General features: G+C 68.9%; 13 protein-coding genes. 7 read left to right on the top strand and 6 right to left on the bottom strand.

What is annotated here, in order from left to right:
* Nucleotides 1-8: 8 nt before the first annotated feature.
* Nucleotides 9-683 carry a GntR family transcriptional regulator gene (locus ACSQ4M_RS15185; RefSeq protein WP_436190285.1) on the top strand — a complete coding sequence of 225 codons (675 nt, stop codon included), beginning with the start codon at nucleotides 9-11 and terminating at the stop codon, nucleotides 681-683.
* Between the two features lie 19 nt (nucleotides 684-702).
* On the opposite strand, the gene guaD is transcribed toward ACSQ4M_RS15185, so the two are convergent.
* From guaD to xdhA, 5 genes are read right to left on the bottom strand one after another with little or no spacing between them, the layout of a single operon-like run.
* The gene (guaD, locus tag ACSQ4M_RS15180) at nucleotides 703-1,989 is read right to left on the bottom strand and encodes a guanine deaminase (RefSeq protein ID WP_436190284.1); all 1,287 of its coding nucleotides are present in this window, start codon (nucleotides 1,987-1,989) and stop codon (nucleotides 703-705) included.
* Nucleotides 1,990-1,994: 5 nt separating this feature from the next.
* Nucleotides 1,995-3,296, bottom strand: coding sequence for an NCS2 family permease (locus ACSQ4M_RS15175; RefSeq protein ID WP_436190283.1), 1,302 nt, complete (start codon nucleotides 3,294-3,296; stop codon nucleotides 1,995-1,997).
* Nucleotides 3,297-3,333: 37 nt separating this feature from the next.
* Nucleotides 3,334-4,338, bottom strand: coding sequence for a LysR family transcriptional regulator (locus tag ACSQ4M_RS15170; RefSeq protein WP_436190282.1), 1,005 nt, complete (start codon nucleotides 4,336-4,338; stop codon nucleotides 3,334-3,336).
* A 23-nt stretch (nucleotides 4,339-4,361) separates the two neighbouring features.
* Nucleotides 4,362-6,791 (bottom strand): xanthine dehydrogenase molybdopterin binding subunit, encoded by a 2,430-nt coding sequence (gene xdhB / locus ACSQ4M_RS15165; protein WP_436190281.1) that lies wholly within the window; start codon nucleotides 6,789-6,791, stop codon nucleotides 4,362-4,364.
* 19 nt (nucleotides 6,792-6,810) lie between these two features.
* Entirely contained in the window at nucleotides 6,811-8,385 is a 1,575-nt protein-coding gene (xdhA, locus tag ACSQ4M_RS15160; protein WP_436190280.1) for a xanthine dehydrogenase small subunit, read from the bottom strand.
* Nucleotides 8,386-8,592: 207 nt separating this feature from the next.
* Between xdhA and ACSQ4M_RS15155 the strand changes: the two genes are divergently transcribed.
* Nucleotides 8,593-9,528 carry a class I SAM-dependent methyltransferase gene (locus ACSQ4M_RS15155; protein ID WP_436190279.1) on the top strand — a complete coding sequence of 312 codons (936 nt, stop codon included), beginning with the start codon at nucleotides 8,593-8,595 and terminating at the stop codon, nucleotides 9,526-9,528.
* Here the strand turns inward: ACSQ4M_RS15155 and xdhC are convergent.
* A complete protein-coding gene (gene xdhC / locus ACSQ4M_RS15150) occupies nucleotides 9,507-10,385 on the bottom strand; it encodes a xanthine dehydrogenase accessory protein XdhC (RefSeq protein ID WP_436190278.1) in 879 nt (292 codons plus the stop codon). The two genes, ACSQ4M_RS15155 and xdhC, sit on opposite strands and share 22 nt — an antisense overlap.
* 172 nt (nucleotides 10,386-10,557) lie before the next feature.
* Between xdhC and ACSQ4M_RS15145 the strand changes: the two genes are divergently transcribed.
* From ACSQ4M_RS15145 to ACSQ4M_RS15125, 5 genes are all read left to right on the top strand, one after another.
* On the top strand, nucleotides 10,558-12,855 hold the full coding sequence (locus tag ACSQ4M_RS15145) for an NADP-dependent malic enzyme (RefSeq protein ID WP_436190277.1): 2,298 nt from the start codon (nucleotides 10,558-10,560) through the stop codon (nucleotides 12,853-12,855).
* A 146-nt stretch (nucleotides 12,856-13,001) separates the two neighbouring features.
* Nucleotides 13,002-14,039 carry an ABC transporter substrate-binding protein gene (locus ACSQ4M_RS15140; RefSeq protein WP_436190276.1) on the top strand — a complete coding sequence of 346 codons (1,038 nt, stop codon included), beginning with the start codon at nucleotides 13,002-13,004 and terminating at the stop codon, nucleotides 14,037-14,039.
* Nucleotides 14,040-14,041: 2 nt separating this feature from the next.
* Entirely contained in the window at nucleotides 14,042-14,878 is an 837-nt protein-coding gene (locus ACSQ4M_RS15135) for an ABC transporter ATP-binding protein (protein ID WP_436190275.1), read from the top strand.
* Nucleotides 14,875-15,642, top strand: a complete 768-nt coding sequence (locus ACSQ4M_RS15130) for an ABC transporter permease (protein WP_436190274.1) — start codon at nucleotides 14,875-14,877, stop codon at nucleotides 15,640-15,642. The genes ACSQ4M_RS15135 and ACSQ4M_RS15130 overlap by 4 nt, the downstream gene beginning before the upstream one ends.
* Complete coding sequence (locus ACSQ4M_RS15125) at nucleotides 15,639-16,115, top strand: nucleoside deaminase (RefSeq protein ID WP_436190273.1); 477 nt, start codon at nucleotides 15,639-15,641, stop codon at nucleotides 16,113-16,115. The genes ACSQ4M_RS15130 and ACSQ4M_RS15125 overlap by 4 nt, the downstream gene beginning before the upstream one ends.
* The last annotated feature ends 103 nt before the right edge of the window (nucleotides 16,116-16,218 follow it).

Raw genomic sequence — 16,218 nt, 5'->3', positions numbered from 1 at the left:
ATCGCGGGATGGACAATACCGGCACCAACACCACCACCATCGTCGATGCGCTCACCAAGGCCATCGTCGAACACCGACTGCATCCCGGCACCAAGCTGGCGGAGCAGAAGCTGGCGGACCACTTCGGCGTCTCGCGCACGCTGGTGCGCCAAGCGCTGTTTCAGCTGTCGCAGAACCGACTGATCCGGCTCGAGCCCGCGCGCGGTGCCTTCGTCGCCGCGCCCTCGGTGAACGAGGCGCGCCAGGTCTTCGCGGTGCGCCGCATGCTGGAGGCGGAGATGACGCGCGCCTTCGTGCGCGAGGCCACGCCGTCCCGCATCAAGTCGCTGCGCGAGCACCTGGCCCGTCAGAAGGCCGTGATCAAGGACAGCAAGGATGCCGCGCAGCGCATCGAACTGGCCGGCGACTTCCATTTGCAGATGGCGCGCCTGCTCGACAACGAGGTGCTGGTGCAGATGATGGTGGAGCTGCTGTCGCGCTGCTCGCTGATCACGCTGATGTACCAGAAGGACACCGGCCCGGAGTTCGCCGACGACGAGCACGAGGCGCTGCTCGACGCGATCTCCGCACGCGAGGAAGACCGTGCCGTGCAGCTGATGGACCAGCACCTGCAGCGGCTGGAGTCCTCGCTGACCTTCGACCGCAAGATCCCCAGCAACGACATCTCGATGGCGCTGGCCTGACGGCCCGAGGGGCCGCCTCTCAGGCGGTGACGACATGCTCCACCAGCCGGTCGTCACCCAGCACGATCAGCGCGAACAGCAACTCCTCCAGGCTGTCGGCCAGCGCGGTCTTGCGTGCCATCAGTGGCGTGGCCGCGGGATGGAGCACCACGAAATCCGCTTCGGTGCCGACCTGCAACGTGCCCACCACGCCCTGCAGCCCCAAGGCCTGCGCCGCGCCGCCAGTGTGGTTCCACCACAGCCGCGAGGGCGCCAGGCTCAGGCCAGGCTTGGTCTGGCCCTCGCGCCCCACGTAGTAGGCCGCCAGCATGGTGTGGAAGGGGCTGAAGCTGGTGCCGCCACCGACGTCGCTGGCCAGGCCATGGCGCATGCCGATGCGGTCCGCGCCCTGGTAGTCGAAGAAGCCGCTGCCCAGGAACAGGTTGCTGGTGGGGCTCACGGCCGCAGCCGTCCCGGTCTCGCGCATCAGCGCGCGGTCGGCGTCGTCGAAGTGGATGCAGTGCGCATAGACCGCGCGCTCGCGCATCAGGCCGAAGCCGGTGTAGACGTCCAGGTACGAGCGCGCCTTGGGAAACAGTTCGCGCGCCCACTGCACCTCGTCCTTGTTCTCGGCCACGTGCGAATGGATCCAGGTGTCCGGATACCTGGCGGCCAGCTCGCCGGCACCGCGCAGCTGGGCGTCGGTGCTGGTCGGCGCAAAGCGCGGCGTGATCGCATAGCCCAGCCGCCCCTTGTTGTGCCATCGGCGGATCAGCGCCTCGGTGTCGACGAGGCTTTGCTCCGTCTCGTCGCGCACGCCGTCGGGCGAGTGCCGGTCCTGCAACACCTTGCCGCCCATCATGCGCAGGCCGCGGCGCTGTGCCTCGCCGAAGAAGGCGTCGACGGAGGTAGGGTGCGAGGTGCAGAAGGTCAGCGCCGTGGTCACGCCGTTGCGCTGCAGCTCGTCGAAGAAGAAGCCCGCGACCTCGCCTGCATGCGCAGCATCGGCAAAGCGCGTCTCGGCCGGGAAGGTGTAGTTCTCCAGCCAGGGCAACAGACCCTCGGCCGGCGCGCCGATGATGTCGGTCTGCGGAAAGTGCACATGCATGTCCAGAAAGCCGGGCGCGATGATGCGGTCGGGCCAGTACGTGAGCGGCACCTGCGCATGGCGCGCGATGAGCTCGCGGTACGGGCCGGCATCGCGCACGCGCTGCACGCCGTCGGCATCCAGGCCGACGACCAGCAGGCCGTCCTCCTCGAACAGGGCTTCGCCCTCGGGCGAGAAGCGCAGCAGGCGCGCGCGGTAGGCTTTCGTGGACGCAGTCATGTGGCTCAGTGGCCTCCGATGTAGATGAACTTGAACAGGAACACGGCGCCGATGACCCAGACCATCCAGTGCACCTCGCGCGCCTTGCCCGTGAACAGCTTGAGCACCGCATAGGTGATGAAGCCGAAGGCCAGGCCGTTGGCGATGGAATAGGTGAAGGGCATGGTCAGCGCCGTCACGGCGGCCGGGATCACCTCGGTGGTGTCGTCCCAGTCGAGTTCGGTGAGGTCGCGCAGCATCAGGCAGGCGACGAAGAACAGCGCTGGCGCCGTGGCGTAGGCCGGCACCACGCCGGCCAGCGGCGCGATGAACAAGCAGGCCAGGAACAGCACGGCCACGGTGAGCGCCGTGAGGCCGGTGCGGCCGCCTGCTTGCACGCCGGCCGCGCTCTCCACATAGGCTGTGGTGCTGGAGGTGCCCAGCAGCGAGCCCGCGAAGATGGCGCCGCTGTCGGCCAACAGCGACTTGTTGAGGCGGTCCATCTTGCCCGGCACCAAGAGGCCGGCGCGCTTGGCCACGCCCATCAGCGTGCCGGTGGCGTCGAACAGCTCGACCAGGAAGAACACCATCACCACGTTGAGCAGGCCACCCGTCAGCGCGCCCTTGATGTCCAGCTGCAGGAAGGTCGGCGCGATCGAGGGCGGCGCCGAGAAGATGCCGCGGAACTGGTTGCCGCCGAAGAAGAACGAGGCGATGGTCACGGCCACGATGCCGATCAGGATGGCGCCGGGCACCTTGAGCTTGTCCAGCACCACGATCAGCACGAAACCCAGCACGGCCAGCACCACGGGTGCCGTGTGCAGGTCGCCCAGCGTCACGAAGGTGGCCGGCGAAGCCGCCACGATGCCCGCGCTCTTGAGCGCGATCAGCGCCAGGAACAGCCCGATGCCCACCGTGATCGCATAGCGCAGCGACAGCGGGATGCCGCGGATGATGAGCCCGCGCAGGCCGAACAGTGTGACCAGCAGGAACAGGCAGCCCGAGACGAACACCGCGCCCAGCGCCGCCTGCCAGGTGAAGCCCATCTTGAGTACCACGACGTAGGCGAAGTAGGCGTTCAGCCCCATGCCCGGTGCCAGCGCGATCGGGTAGTTGGCGTACAGGCCCATGATGGTGGTGCCCAGTGCCGCGATCAGGCAGGTGGCGACGAACACCGCGTCCTTGGGCATGCCGGCATCGCCCAGGATCGAGGGGTTGACGAAGATGATGTAGGCCATCGTCAGGAAGGTGGTGAGCCCGGCCATCAGCTCGGTGCGCACCGTGGTTTCGTGTTCTTTCAGCTTGAACACGCGTTCTGTCCAGTTCATGGGGTCTCCGCTCCGTTGGAAATGTTGTGTTGGGAATTCAGCGGTCGCTGGACGTGCGCAACGCGGCGGCAACGTCCTTGGTACGTTCGCGCAGCCAGCGCGCGGCGATCGAACTGTGGCTGCGCGCATGCCACAGCTGGTAGTACAGCAGGCGCGGCAGGGCGGCCGGACATTCGAGGATGGTCAGCGGCAGCCGCTCGGCCACGCGCTCGCAGTACTGGCGGCCGGTGGTCAGCACCAACAGGCTGTTGGCCACCATGTCGGGGATCAGGCCGAAATAGGCGCAGCGTGCCACCACGTTGCGCCGATGCCCCTGGCGGTCCAGCATCTGGTCGATGATCCCGCGCGCGCCCGGGTGCGTGGGCATGGGCGCAATGTGCTCGGCCGCCAGCCAGGTGTCCAGGTCCCAGCCGCGCCGCGCCGCCGGATGGTCCTGGCTGACCATGGACACCACCTCGTCGCCGAACAGCCGGGCCATGTGCAGGTCCTCGGGCGGCTCCATCCAGTTGCCGATCACCAGGTCGACGTGACCTTGCGCCAGATGCGCCTGGTAGTCGGAGTCGGCCGACAGCGGGTGGATCTCGATCTGCACGCCGGGCGCCTGGCGCTTGATGTCGGCCACCAGCGTGGGCAGGAACAGCGGGTCCAGGTAGTCGCTGGCAGCGATGCGGAAGGTGTCAGTGGCGGTCTGCGGGTCGAAGCTGCGCGCGTCGGCGAACAGCATCTCGGCCGCGCGCAGGATGCTGGCCGCAGGCTCCACCATGCGCAGCGCGGCATCGGTGGGCACCATGCGCCCGCCGGTGCGCACCAGCAGCGGGTCGCCTGACAACGCGCGCAGCCGCTTGAGCGACGCCGACACGGCGGGCTGGTGCATGCCCAGGCGGATCGCCGCGCGCGACACGCTGCGCTCGGTCAGCACCACATGCAGCACCCGGATCAGGTGCAGGTCGATGCGGTCGAACAGCGCCTGGCCAGGTGTCGACGCGCTTTTGGCCGCAGCGCGGGAGACGGAAGTCCTCTGGATCGGGACGACATTGGCCATGGCCTGCTCCGGTGGCTCACGCGTCAGGCGGCCTGCACGGCGCCGAGCGCGCGCAGGATGGACTCGCCCGTCGCGGGCGCGCTCAAAGGCGGATCTGTGCGGTGGCCACCGGCGGCCGACACCGCGTCGCGGATCGCGAAGAACACCGAGAACGGCAGCAGCAGCGGCGGCTCGCCCACGGCCTTGCTGCGGTGGATGGAATCTTCCACATTGGCGCGGTCGAACAGCCGCACGTTGAACACCGGCGGGCAGTCGTTGGCCGTGGGGATCTTGTAGGTGCTGGGCGCGTGCGTGGTCAGCTTGCCACTCTCGGGGTGCCAGACCAGCTCCTCGGTCGTGAGCCAGCCCATGCCCTGGATGAAGGCGCCCTCGACCTGGCCGATGTCCACGGCCGGGTTCAGCGACTTGCCGGCGTCCTGCAGGATGTCGGCGCGCAGCAGCTTCCACTCGCCGGTGAGCGTGTCGATGACGACCTCGCTGACGGCCGCGCCGTAGGCGAAGTAGTAGAACGGCCGGCCGGTCATGGTCTCGCGGTCCCAGGACAGTCCGGGCGTGGCGTAGAAGCCGTCGGACCACAGCTGCACGCGGTCCAGGTAGGCCTCGCCCACCACCACGTCGAAGCCGAGCTCGCGGCCGTTGACGAAGACCTTGTCGTTGGCAAAGCGCACTTGCTCGGCCGTGCCGCCATGGCGCCCGGCGGCGCAGGCGGCCAGGCGCTCGCGGATCTGGCGCGCCGCGTCCTGCGCAGCCTTGCCGTTCAGGTCGGCACCGGTCGATGCCGCGGTGGCCGAGGTGTTGGCCACCTTGGTGGTGTCGGTGGCGGTGGCGCGCACGCGGTCGAAGGCCACGCCCAGCTCGTGCGCGACGACCTGGCAGACCTTGGTGTTCAGCCCCTGTCCCATCTCGGTGCCGCCATGGTTCACGAGGATGGAGCCGTCGGTATAGACATGGACCAGCGCACCGGCCTGGTTGAAGTGCTTGACGTTGAAGCTGATGCCGAATTTGAGCGGCGTGAGTGCCAGCCCGCGCTTGAGCACCGGGCTCGTGGCGTTGAAGGCCGCCACGGCGGCGCGGCGCGCGGCGTAGTCGCTGCTGGCCTCGAGTTCGCCGACCAGCGGCTCCAGGATGTTGTCCTGCACGGTCTGCTGGTAGGGCGTGACATTGCGCTCCTTGACGCCGTAGAAGTTGGCGCGGCGCACGGCCAGCGGGTCGCGGCCGAGCCGGCGCGCGATGCTGTCCAGGATGTTCTCGACGGCGATGGCGCCCTGTGGCCCGCCGAAGCCACGGAAGGCCGTGTTGCTCTGCGTGTTGGTGCGGCCCGAGTAGCCGTGCATGGCCACCTCGGGCAGCCAGTAGGCGTTGTCGAAGTGGCACAGCGCGCGCGTCATCACCGGCGCCGACAGGTCGGCCGAATGGCCGGCGCGCGAGACCATGCTGATCTCCGCGCCCAGGATGCGGCCTTCGTCGTCGTAGCCGATGTCGTACTCGTACCAGAAGCAGTGGCGCCGGCCCGTGACCATGAAGTCGTCGTCGCGGTCCAGCCGCAGCTTGACCGGCTTGCGCAGCGCGCGCGCCGCCACCGCCGCAACGCAGGCGAACAGCCCCGACTGCGATTCCTTGCCGCCGAAGCCGCCGCCCATGCGCCGGCACTCCACGTGCACGGCATGGGCCGGCAGGTGCAGCGCATGCGCCACCAGGTGCTGCATCTCGCTCGGGTGCTGGGTGGAGCAGTGCACGTGCACGGCCCCGCCCTCCTTCGGGATCGCGTAGCTGATCTGGCCTTCCAGGTAGAACTGCTCCTGGCCGCCCACGTCCAGGCTGTCGGTGAGACGGTGCGGCGCGGCCGCGATGGCGGCGCGGATGCCCTCGGCATCGCGGCCGCTCGTGCTGCGCACCAGGTGCATGGGCGGCACCACGTAGTGGCCGCCGGCATGGGCGTCGCGCGGCGTCAGCACCGGCTTGGCCAGCTCGACCTGCAGCACCTTCTTGGCCAATGCCGCGGCACGGCGTGCGGCGTCACGCGTGCTGGCCACCACGGCGAACACGGGCTGGCCCAGGTAGCGGATCTCGCCATCGCACAGGATGGGGTCGTCGTGCACGATGGAGCCGCAGTCGTTCGTGCCCGGAATGTCGGCCGCCACCAGCACGCGCACCACCCCCGGCATGGCCTGCACGGCCGCCAGGTCGATGCCCAGCAGCCGGCCGGCCGCCACGGGCGACAGGCCCAGCGCGCAGTGCAAGGTGCCGGCCAGTTCGGGGATGTCGTCGATGTAGGTGGCGGCACCCGCCACATGCAGCGCAGCCGATTCGTGCGCGCGGCTGATGCCCACGCGGGCGCCGGCGTCCTGCGCGCGCGCCTCGGCCTGCGGATCGATGCGCGCGGCGGTGTTGTCCTGGTAGCTGGCGAAGGCCGTGGCCGGTCCCAGCAGATGCTCGGCAATGGGTTTGTTCATCGTGGACTCCTGGTCGCGCTCAAGCCATGGCGTGCGGCAGCACGCTGAAGACGCTGGTGGCACTGGCCGGCAGCGGGTCGCCGGGCCGGGTTTCCAGCCACAGGCGCTGCAGCAGGTTCTGGGCGACCTGCAGGCGGAAGGCCGCGCTCGCGCGCATGTCCGACAGCGGCTTGAAGTCCAGCGCCAGCGCCGCCTGCGCAGCCCGCACGGAGGCCTGGGTCCAGGGCTTGCCCAGCAGCGCGGCCTCGGCCTGGGCGGCACGCTTGACGGTGGCGGCCATGCCGCCGTACGCCAGGCGCACGCTGGCCACGGTGTCGCCGTCCAGGGCGATGGCCATGCCGGCACACAAGGCCGAGATGTCGCAGTCGAAACGCTTGCTGATCTTGTAGCCACGCACCTGGCGCGCGAAGGCGGCCAGCGGCACGGCCAGGCCCTGGACGAATTCGCCAGGCTCCAGCGCGCTCTTCATGTAGTCGAGGTAGAAGTCGGTGAGCGGCATGCGGCGCACGCGGGCTCCACGGCGCAGCTCGATCTCGGCGTCCAGCGCCATCAGGATCGGCGGCGCATCGCCGATCGGCGAGCCGTTGGCCACGTTGCCGCCCATGGTGCCGGCGTTGCGGATCGGTGGCGAGGCGAAGCGCAGCCAGACATCGGCCAAGGTCGGCGCACGCTGCACAAGGGCGCGCCAGGCCGACTCCAGCGACGCGCCGGCGCCGATGTAGAGCATGTCGCCGCGCTGCTCCACGCACTGGAGTTCGGCCACGTTGCCCAGGTAGATCAATTCGCCGACATCACGGAACTGCTTGTTGACCCACAGCCCGATGTCGGTGGAGCCGGCCAGCAGGCGCGCCTGCGGCTTCGCCTCGCGCAGCGCCGCGAGGGCGTCCAGCGTGGTGGGCGCATGAAACTGGTCCAGCCGCTGGCCCTCGGGCAGCGCCAGCGGCGCGGTGTAGGTGAGGCCCTGGTCACGGCGCAGGCCCTGCAGCGCCTGCACCACGGCCGCGCGGTCCAGCCGCACGGCCGGCAGGTCGAACATGCGCTGGCCGGCGTCCAGGATCGGCCGGTAGCCGGTGCAGCGGCACAGGTTGCCCGAGAGATCGTCGGCCAGCTGCTGGCGCGAAGGCCGGGTGCCGGCCTGCTGGTGCAACTCGTAGCTTTGCCACAGCGACATCACGAAGCCTGGCGTGCAGAAGCCGCACTGCGAGCCATGGCACTCCACCATGGCCTGCTGCACGGGGTGCAGCGGCTCGGCCTCGCCGTGTGCCGGCGCGGCGCAGGCCCCTGCACACTGGGGCTGCAGGTCTTCCACCGTGAACAGCGCCTTGCCGTCCAGCGTGGGCAGGAACTGGATGCAGGCGTTGCGGCTTTCCAGCTGCAGCACGCCCTGTGCATCGAGTTCGCCGACGACCACCGTGCAGGCGCCGCAGTCGCCCTCGTTGCAGCCCTCCTTGGTGCCTGTACAGTGCGCGTCCTCGCGCAGCCAGTCCAGCACCGAGCGCGTGGTGCGCACGCCCTCGACCGCGACGACCTCGCCGCGGTGGTAGAAGCGGATCGGCTGGCTGGCGGCTTCCTGCGCGCTGTGGGGGCTGTTCATGTGCATGTTCGTGGGATGGTTTCTGCGGCGATCCTCGCTGGTCTCGCCCGGTACTGGATGGTCACGGTTCATACGCTTTGTGGCATACCAACATCACCATAGTGCATATGCGCAGCGCGTTATGAACGCCCCGGGTAAACCCGCAAGCGTCCGCAGCAACACTTGTGCCACCGCCGACACCGGCGTGGCGCCCACCACTTCACGACCATGCAAGCACTTCTCGAGGCCATCGCAGCGATGGCGCCCTGCACCGATGTGCAGCGCATCTTCCACGGCCGCGGCGCGCGCCAGCCCGGCTGCGAGCACCTGGTGCTCGACGCCTTTCCGCCCGTGCTGCTGCTGACCAGTTTCGCGCCGCTGCCGGAGTCCGACGTGGTCGCCATCGGCGAGGCCCTGGCCCAGCGCTGGCGCGCCATCGCGCCCGGGCAGCCGCTCAACTGGGTGCTGCAGACGCGGCCGTCCAGCGGCCCGGCCGAGACCCGGCTCATGGCCGGCAGCGTGCCCGATCCGCATGTGGTGACGGAGCAAGGCGCGCGCTACGGCGTGCACCTGCTGCGCGGGCAGAACCACGGCCTGTTTCCCGACATGGCGGCGGGCCGCGCCTGGGTGCGCCGCACCGTCGCGGCGCATCCCGAGCCGCAGCGCATGCGCGTGCTGAACCTGTTCGCCTACACCTGCGCGTTCTCGGTCGTGGCGCGGCTGGCCGGCGCCGGCCAGGTGCTCAACATGGACATGAGCCGCGCCGCGCTGGCCATCGGCCAACAGAACCACCAGCTCAACGGCGTGGCGGCCGGCGCCAGCTTCGCAGCGCACGACGTGTTCAGCAGCTGGGGCAAGATCAAGCGCGGCGGGGCCTACGAACTCATCGTGGTCGACCCGCCCAGCTACCAGAAGGGCAGCTTCGTCGCGACCAAGGACTACGCGCGCGTGATGCGCCGGCTGCCGGACCTGCTGATGCCCGGCGGCCATGCATTGCTGTGCCTGAACGCACCGGAACTGGGCGTGGACTTCCTGACCGGCCACATGGCCGAGCAGGCACCGGACCTGCAGTTCGTGGAGCGTGTGGCCAACCCGCCGGCCTTCGCCGATGCCGACGAAGAGCGCAGCCTCAAGGTGCTGGCCTACCGCGCGCCGGCCGCCTGAAACGGGGCCGCGGCGGGCACGGCCTGCGGCGGTGCCAGCTGCAGCAGCTGCGCCGCCACGGCCACCGCGATCACCTCGGGCTCCTTGCCCGTGATGCCGGGCACGCCGATCGGGCAGGTGATGCGCGCGATCTCCTCGGGCGTGAAGCCGCGCGCCTCGAGCCGGTGTCGGAACGTGGCCCACTTGGTCTTGCTGCCGATCAGGCCCACGAACGGCAGGTCGCCGCGCGTGCGCAGGCGCTGCAGGCAGGCGATCACGATGTCCAGGTCCTCGGCGTGGCTGAAGCTCATGATCAGCACGCGCGACCCGGCGGGCAGCGTGGCGACGGCGTCCTGCACGGGCTCGCTGTGCTCGGTCTCGACCTGGGTCGGCAGAGCGGGCGGGAAGACCCCGTCGCGGCTGTCGATCCAGCGCACGGCATAGGGCAGCCCCGCGAGCAGGCGCACGATGGCGCCGCCCACATGTCCGCCGCCAAACAGCGCCACCGGCGCCAGCCGCTCGGTCAGCGTGCTGCGCAGCGCCGGCGCGTCGGCCCTGGCGATGCGCCGGTAGCGCAGGAACACCACGCCACCGCAGCACTGGCCCAGCGTGGGCCCGAGCGGATAGCGCACCACGGCGTTCTGGGCGACCGAGCCGGCCTGGCCCTGCAGCAGCGCGCGGGCGGCTGCGATGGCCTGGTACTCCAGCTGGCCGCCACCGATGGTGCCGGTCAGCGCGTTGCACCAGACCGCCATCCAGGTGCCGGCCTCGCGCGGGGCCGAACCCTGCGTGGCCTCGACCTGCACGAGCACGCCGTCCTCGCGGGCGAGGCGGTCCAGGCAGTCGTCGAGCGCGGAGAGCAGCATCATGCGGGCCATTCTGCGCCGACGCCGACGCCGCAACATCATCCATTTCGTATAGGGGCAACTGGTAATTCCCTATAACGCCGCGCCGGAGGCACCACGCGCTTGGGGTAGGCTAGCGCCCCGCGTTGCGGCAGGACACAGGGCCTGCCGCCGCCGGCCAGCGTTACATACCGAGGAGTTCCCCGTGAGCAAAGAACTGTCCCCTGCCGAGCAGGCCCTGCGCGACGCCGCGCGTGACTACCACCGTTTCCCGAGCAAGGGCAAGATCTCGGTCACGCCCACCAAGCCGCTACTGAACCAGCGCGACCTCTCGCTGGCCTACTCGCCCGGTGTGGCCTACCCCTGCCTGGATATCGAGGCCGATCCCTCACTGGCGGCCGAGTACACCTCGCGCGGCAACCTGGTCGGCGTGATCACCAACGGCACCGCCGTGCTCGGCCTGGGCGACATCGGCCCGCTGGCCTCCAAGCCGGTCATGGAAGGCAAGGGCTGTCTGTTCAAGAAGTTCGCCGGCGTCGACGTGTTCGACATCGAGCTGGCCGAGCGCGACCCCGACAAGATCGTCGAGATCGTCGCCGCGCTGGAGCCCACGCTGGGCGGCGTGAACCTGGAGGACATCAAGGCGCCCGAGTGCTTCTACATCGAGAAGAAGCTGCGCGAGCGCATGAACATCCCGGTGTTCCACGACGACCAGCACGGCACGGCCATCATCTCGGCTGCCGCCCTCATCAACGGCCTGGAGCTGGTGGGCAAGGACATCGGCAAGGTCAAGATCGCCGTGTCGGGCGCCGGCGCCGCCGCCATCGCCTGCCTGGACGTGATGGTGGGCCTGGGCGTCAAGCGCGAGAACGTCTATGCCGTGGACTCCAAGGGCGTGATCTACCAGGGCCGCCCGGGCGGCTTCGATGCCTCCAAGGCCACCTACGCGCAGGACACCTCGGCCCGCACCCTGGCCGACGTCGTCAACGGCGCCGACGTGTTCCTGGGCTGCTCTGCCGCCGGAGTGCTGACGCCCGACATGGTCAAGACCATGGCCGACAAGCCCATCATCCTGGCGCTGGCCAACCCCGAGCCCGAAATCCGGCCCGAGCTGGCCAAGGCCGTGCGGCCCGACGTGATCATCGCCACCGGCCGTTCGGACTACCCGAACCAGGTCAACAACGTGCTGTGCTTCCCCTACATCTTCCGCGGCGCGCTCGATTGCGGCGCGACCAAGATCACCGAGGAGATGAAGCTGGCCTGCGTGCGCGAGATCGCCGAGCTGGCCAAGGCCGACATCAGCGAGGAAGTGGCCACCGCCTACGCCGGCAAGGAACTCTCGTTCGGCCCGGACTACATCATCCCCACGCCGTTCGACTCGCGCCTGATCCTGCGCATCGCGCCGGCCGTAGCCAAGGCCGCTGCCGCTTCCGGCGTGGCCACCCGACCCATCGAGGACCTGGAAGCCTACGCCCAGCACCTGCAGCGCTTCGTCTACCACACGGGCATGTTCATGCGCCCGGTGTTCACGGCCGCCAAGCTGGCCACGAAGAAGCGTGTGGCCTACGCCGAGGGCGAGGACGACCGCGTGTTGCGGGCCGCCCAGCTGGCCGTGGACGAAGGCCTGGCCCAACCCATCCTGATCGGCCGCCCGGACATCATCGCCGCGCGCGTCAAGAAGGCCGGCCTGCACCTGCGCCCCGGCATCGATGCCGAGGTGGTCGACCCCGAGAACGACCCGCGCTTCCGCCAGTACTGGGAGGCCTACCACCAGCTGATGGGCCGGCGCGGCATCACGCCCGAGGCGGCCAAGGCCATGGTGCGCCGCTCCAATACCACCATCGCCGCGCTGATGGTGCACCTGGGCGATGCCGACGCCATGCTGTGCGGCCTGGTCGGCCGCTTCGACAGCCACCTGAAGATCCTCGACCAGCTGCTGGGCACGCAGAAGGGCGGCCCGGGCTTTGCCACCGTCAACGCGCTCACGCTGGACAAATACACCCTCTTCGTGGCGGACACCAGCGTGCACGACGACCCCACGGCCGAGCAACTGGCCCACATCGCGCTGATGGCGGCCGAGGAGGTGCGTCGCTTCGGCCTGCCGCCCAAGGTGGCCTTCCTGTCGCATTCGAACTTCGGCACCTCCGAGCGCGCCTCGGCCCGCAAGATGCGCGAGGCACGCGAGATCTTCGCCAAGCTGGCACCCGACATCGAGGCCGAAGGCGAGATGCACGGCGACTCGGCCCTGTCCGAGGAAGTGCGCCGCAGCACGCTGCCGGGCAGCACGATGACCGGCGAGGCCAACCTCCTGATCTGCCCCAACCTGGACGCGGCCAACATCCTGTTCAACGTGCTCAAGATGACGGGCGCCAACGGCGTGACGGTGGGTCCCATCCTGCTGGGCGCCGCCAAGCCGGCCCATGTGCTGACGCCGTCCGCCACGGTGCGCCGCGTGGTCAACATGACGGCGCTGGCGGTGGCCGACGCCAACATCGCCAAATGACCGCGGCATAACGCACCACTTTCGCGCGTCACGCCCCACCATGGGACCCCATGGTGGGGCGTTTTCGTTGATTGCTCGGGAATCGCACCAATGGCGTGCAGGCACCCAACTTGCTTAAATCCTGCACTTTTCACTCCGAGACACCGATGAACAAGCGCCACCTGCTCCAGTCCTTCTTCGCCGCCTCTGCCCTCGCGTTCGGCCTGCCGGCCGCCCATGCGCAGACCACGCCGATCAAGTTCCAGCTCGACTGGCGTTTCGAAGGACCGGCTGCGCTGTTCCTGCAGCCCGCTGCCAAGGGCTACTTCAAGGCCGCGGGCCTGGACGTCGCCATCGATGCCGGCAACGGCTCGGGCGGCACGGTCACGCGCGTGGCCTCGGGTGCCTACGACATGGGCTTCGCCGATCTGGCCGCGCTCATGGAGTTCCACGCCAACAACCCCGACGCACCGAACAAGCCGGTCGCGGTCATGATGGTCTACAACGACACGCCGGCCTCGGTCATGGCGCTCAAGAAGAGCGGCATCAAGAGCCCTGCCGACCTGACCGGCAAGAAGCTCGGCGCCCCGGTGTTCGACGCCGGCCGCCGCGCCTTCCCGATCTTCGCCAAGGCCAACAACGTGGGCAACGTGCAGTGGACGGCCATGGACCCGCCGCTGCGCGAGACCATGCTGGTGCGCGGCGACATCGACGCCATCACGGGCTTCACCTTTACATCCCTCCTGAACCTGGAAGCACGCGGCGTGAAGACCGAAGACGTGGTGGTCCTGCCCTACCCGCAGTACGGCGTGAAGCTGTATGGCAACGTCGTCATCGCCTCGCCCAAGCTGGTCAAGGAGAACCCGGCGGCCATCAAGGCCTTCCTCGCGGCCTTCGCCAAGGGCGCCAAGGAGGTCATGGCCAACCCGTCAGCCGCCATCGAGTACGTGAAGGCGCGCGACGGCATCGTCAACACCGCACTCGAAACACGCCGCCTGCAGCTGGCCATCGACACCGTGCTCGCCAGCCCCAACGCGCGCGCCGAGGGCTTCGGCCAGGTCAACCCGGGCCGGTTGTCGCTGATGGCCTCGCAGGTGTCGGATGCCTTCGGCACCAAGACGCGCGTGAACGCCGACGCGGTGTGGAACGCCAGCTTCCTGCCCAGCGCCGCCGAACTCAACGCGCTGCCGCCGGCCAAGAAGTGACGATGGCAGAAGACACCCCATTCGTTGACTTCAGAGATGTCTGGCTGGCCTACAACGAACAGCTGCTGCGCGAGAACCACTTCGCCGTCGAAGCCATCGACCTGAAGGTCAAGAAGGGCGAGTTCATCGCCATCGTCGGGCCCTCGGGCTGCGGCAAGTCGACCTTCATGAAGCTGACCACCGGACTGAAGATGCCCTCCATGGGCAAGATCTTCATCGATGGCCAGCCCGTCACGGGCCCGCTCAAGATCTCGGGCATGGCCTTCCAGGCCTCCTCGCTGCTGCCCTGGCGCACCACGGTGGACAACGTGCTCTTGCCGCTGGAGATCGTCGAGCCCTACCGCTCGACCTTCAAGAAGAACCGCAAGCAGTACGAAGAGCGCGCCCGCAGGCTGCTGCAAAAGGTGGGCCTCAAGGGCTACGAGGACAAGTTCCCCTGGCAGCTGTCGGGCGGCATGCAGCAGCGCGCGAGCATCTGCCGCGCGCTGATCCACGAGCCCAAGATGCTGCTGCTCGACGAGCCCTTCGGCGCGCTCGACGCGTTCACGCGCGAGGAGCTCTGGTGCATCCTGCGCGACCTGCATGCCGAACAGGGCTTCAACGTGATCCTGGTCACGCACGACCTGCGCGAATCGGTATTCCTGGCCGACACGGTCTACGTGATGAGCAAGAGCCCGGGCCGCTTCGTCGTCAAGCGCGAGATCGAACTGCCGCGCCCGCGCGAGCTCGAGGTGACCTACACCAAGGAGTTCACCGACATCGTGCTCGAACTGCGCAGCCACATCGGTGCCATCCGCAGCGGCGCCGCCAAACCCCTCGAGAACGCACTGCCGCAATGAACAAGAAAGTCGTCGAAGCCTGGTCGCCCTGGCTGCTGCTGTTGGTGGTCGTTCTGCTATGGCAGATCGTGTGCGCGGCGTTCAACGTGTCCGAGTTCATCTTCCCGAGCCCGCTGCGGATCTGGGAGCAGTTCTGGGAGTTCAAGGCCATCATCGCGGGCCACGCCTGGCGCACCTTCTGGGTGACGATGGCGGGCTTTGGCATCGCCATCGTGGTCGGCGTGCTGCTGGGCTTCGTGATCGGTTCCTCGCGGCTGGCCTATGCGGCGGTCTACCCGCTCATGACGGCCTTCAACGCGCTGCCCAAGGCGGCGTTCGTGCCGATCCTGGTGGTGTGGTTCGGCATCGGCGTGGGCCCGGCCATCCTCACGGCCTTCCTGATCAGCTTCTTCCCCATCATGGTCAACATCGCCACGGGCCTGGCCACGCTGGAGCCGGAGCTCGAAGACGTGCTGCGCGTGCTGGGCGCCAAGCGCTGGGACGTGCTCATGAAGGTCGGCCTGCCGCGCTCCATGCCTTACTTCTACGGCTCGCTCAAGGTCGCGATCACGCTGGCTTTCGTCGGTACCACGGTGTCGGAGATGACGGCTGCCAACGAGGGCATCGGCTACCTGCTGATCTCGGCCGGTTCGTCCATGCAGATGGGCCTGGCCTTCGCCGGCCTGCTGGTGGTGGGCGCGATGGCCATGCTCATGTACGAGCTCTTCAGTGCCATCGAGAAGCACACGACGGGCTGGGCGCACCGCGGCAGCCAGAACGCATGAACGACGACCAGGTGGTCCGCCAGCTGCGCCGCGCAGACCAGGTCGCGCGGCGCGCCATGGCCATGGGCCGGCACCCGTTCGGCGCGCTGCTGGTCGCGCCCGACGGTGAGACCGTGCTGGCCGAGCAGGGCAACATCGACACCGTGAACCATGCCGAGTCCACGCTCGCGCGGCACGCGGCGGCCAACTACCCCGGCGCCTACCTCGCGCAGTGCACGCTGGTCACCACCTTCGAGCCCTGCGCCATGTGCGCGGGCACGGTCTACTGGGCCGGCATCGGCAGCGTGGTCTACGGCGCCGAGGAAACCGACCTGCTCGCACTGACCGGCGACCATCCCGAGAACCCCACGCTGGCCCTGCCCTGCCGCGACGTCTTCGCGCGCGGGCAGCGCCCGGTCGTGGTGACCGGGCCGGTCCCCGAGGTCGCGGCCGAGATGGTGGCCACGCACCAGGGTTTCTGGCAGCAGCGCTGAGAGCCGAACCTTGCGGCATTTGCATCATGGTTTAGCCAAGTGTCCGGCAGGGTCGTTACACAAAATAATCCCAGCGCGGGGACTGCCTCGCCACAATCAGCTG

It is taken from the genome of Pseudorhodoferax sp. LjRoot39 (assembly GCF_964253035.1).
In the GTDB taxonomy this organism is placed as follows: Bacteria; Pseudomonadota; Gammaproteobacteria; order Burkholderiales; family Burkholderiaceae_C; genus Pseudorhodoferax.
The sequence above is the reverse complement of the archived record's forward strand: the minus strand, read 5'-3'. Positions and strand labels throughout refer to the sequence as shown.

Excerpts from the sequence above, each read along its gene's own strand:
- ACSQ4M_RS15185 (WP_436190285.1), top strand. The coding sequence starts at position 9 with ATGGACAATACCGGCACCAACACCACCACCATCGTCGATGCGCTCACC.
- guaD (WP_436190284.1), bottom strand. The coding sequence starts at position 1,989 with ATGACTGCGTCCACGAAAGCCTACCGCGCGCGCCTGCTGCGCTTCTCG.
- ACSQ4M_RS15175 (WP_436190283.1), bottom strand. The coding sequence starts at position 3,296 with ATGAACTGGACAGAACGCGTGTTCAAGCTGAAAGAACACGAAACCACG.
- ACSQ4M_RS15170 (WP_436190282.1), bottom strand. The coding sequence starts at position 4,338 with ATGGCCAATGTCGTCCCGATCCAGAGGACTTCCGTCTCCCGCGCTGCG.
- xdhB (WP_436190281.1), bottom strand. The coding sequence starts at position 6,791 with ATGAACAAACCCATTGCCGAGCATCTGCTGGGACCGGCCACGGCCTTC.
- xdhA (WP_436190280.1), bottom strand. The coding sequence starts at position 8,385 with ATGAACAGCCCCCACAGCGCGCAGGAAGCCGCCAGCCAGCCGATCCGC.
- ACSQ4M_RS15155 (WP_436190279.1), top strand. The coding sequence starts at position 8,593 with ATGCAAGCACTTCTCGAGGCCATCGCAGCGATGGCGCCCTGCACCGAT.
- xdhC (WP_436190278.1), bottom strand. The coding sequence starts at position 10,385 with ATGGCCCGCATGATGCTGCTCTCCGCGCTCGACGACTGCCTGGACCGC.
- ACSQ4M_RS15140 (WP_436190276.1), top strand. The coding sequence starts at position 13,002 with ATGAACAAGCGCCACCTGCTCCAGTCCTTCTTCGCCGCCTCTGCCCTC.
- ACSQ4M_RS15135 (WP_436190275.1), top strand. The coding sequence starts at position 14,042 with ATGGCAGAAGACACCCCATTCGTTGACTTCAGAGATGTCTGGCTGGCC.
- ACSQ4M_RS15130 (WP_436190274.1), top strand. The coding sequence starts at position 14,875 with ATGAACAAGAAAGTCGTCGAAGCCTGGTCGCCCTGGCTGCTGCTGTTG.
- ACSQ4M_RS15125 (WP_436190273.1), top strand. The coding sequence starts at position 15,639 with ATGAACGACGACCAGGTGGTCCGCCAGCTGCGCCGCGCAGACCAGGTC.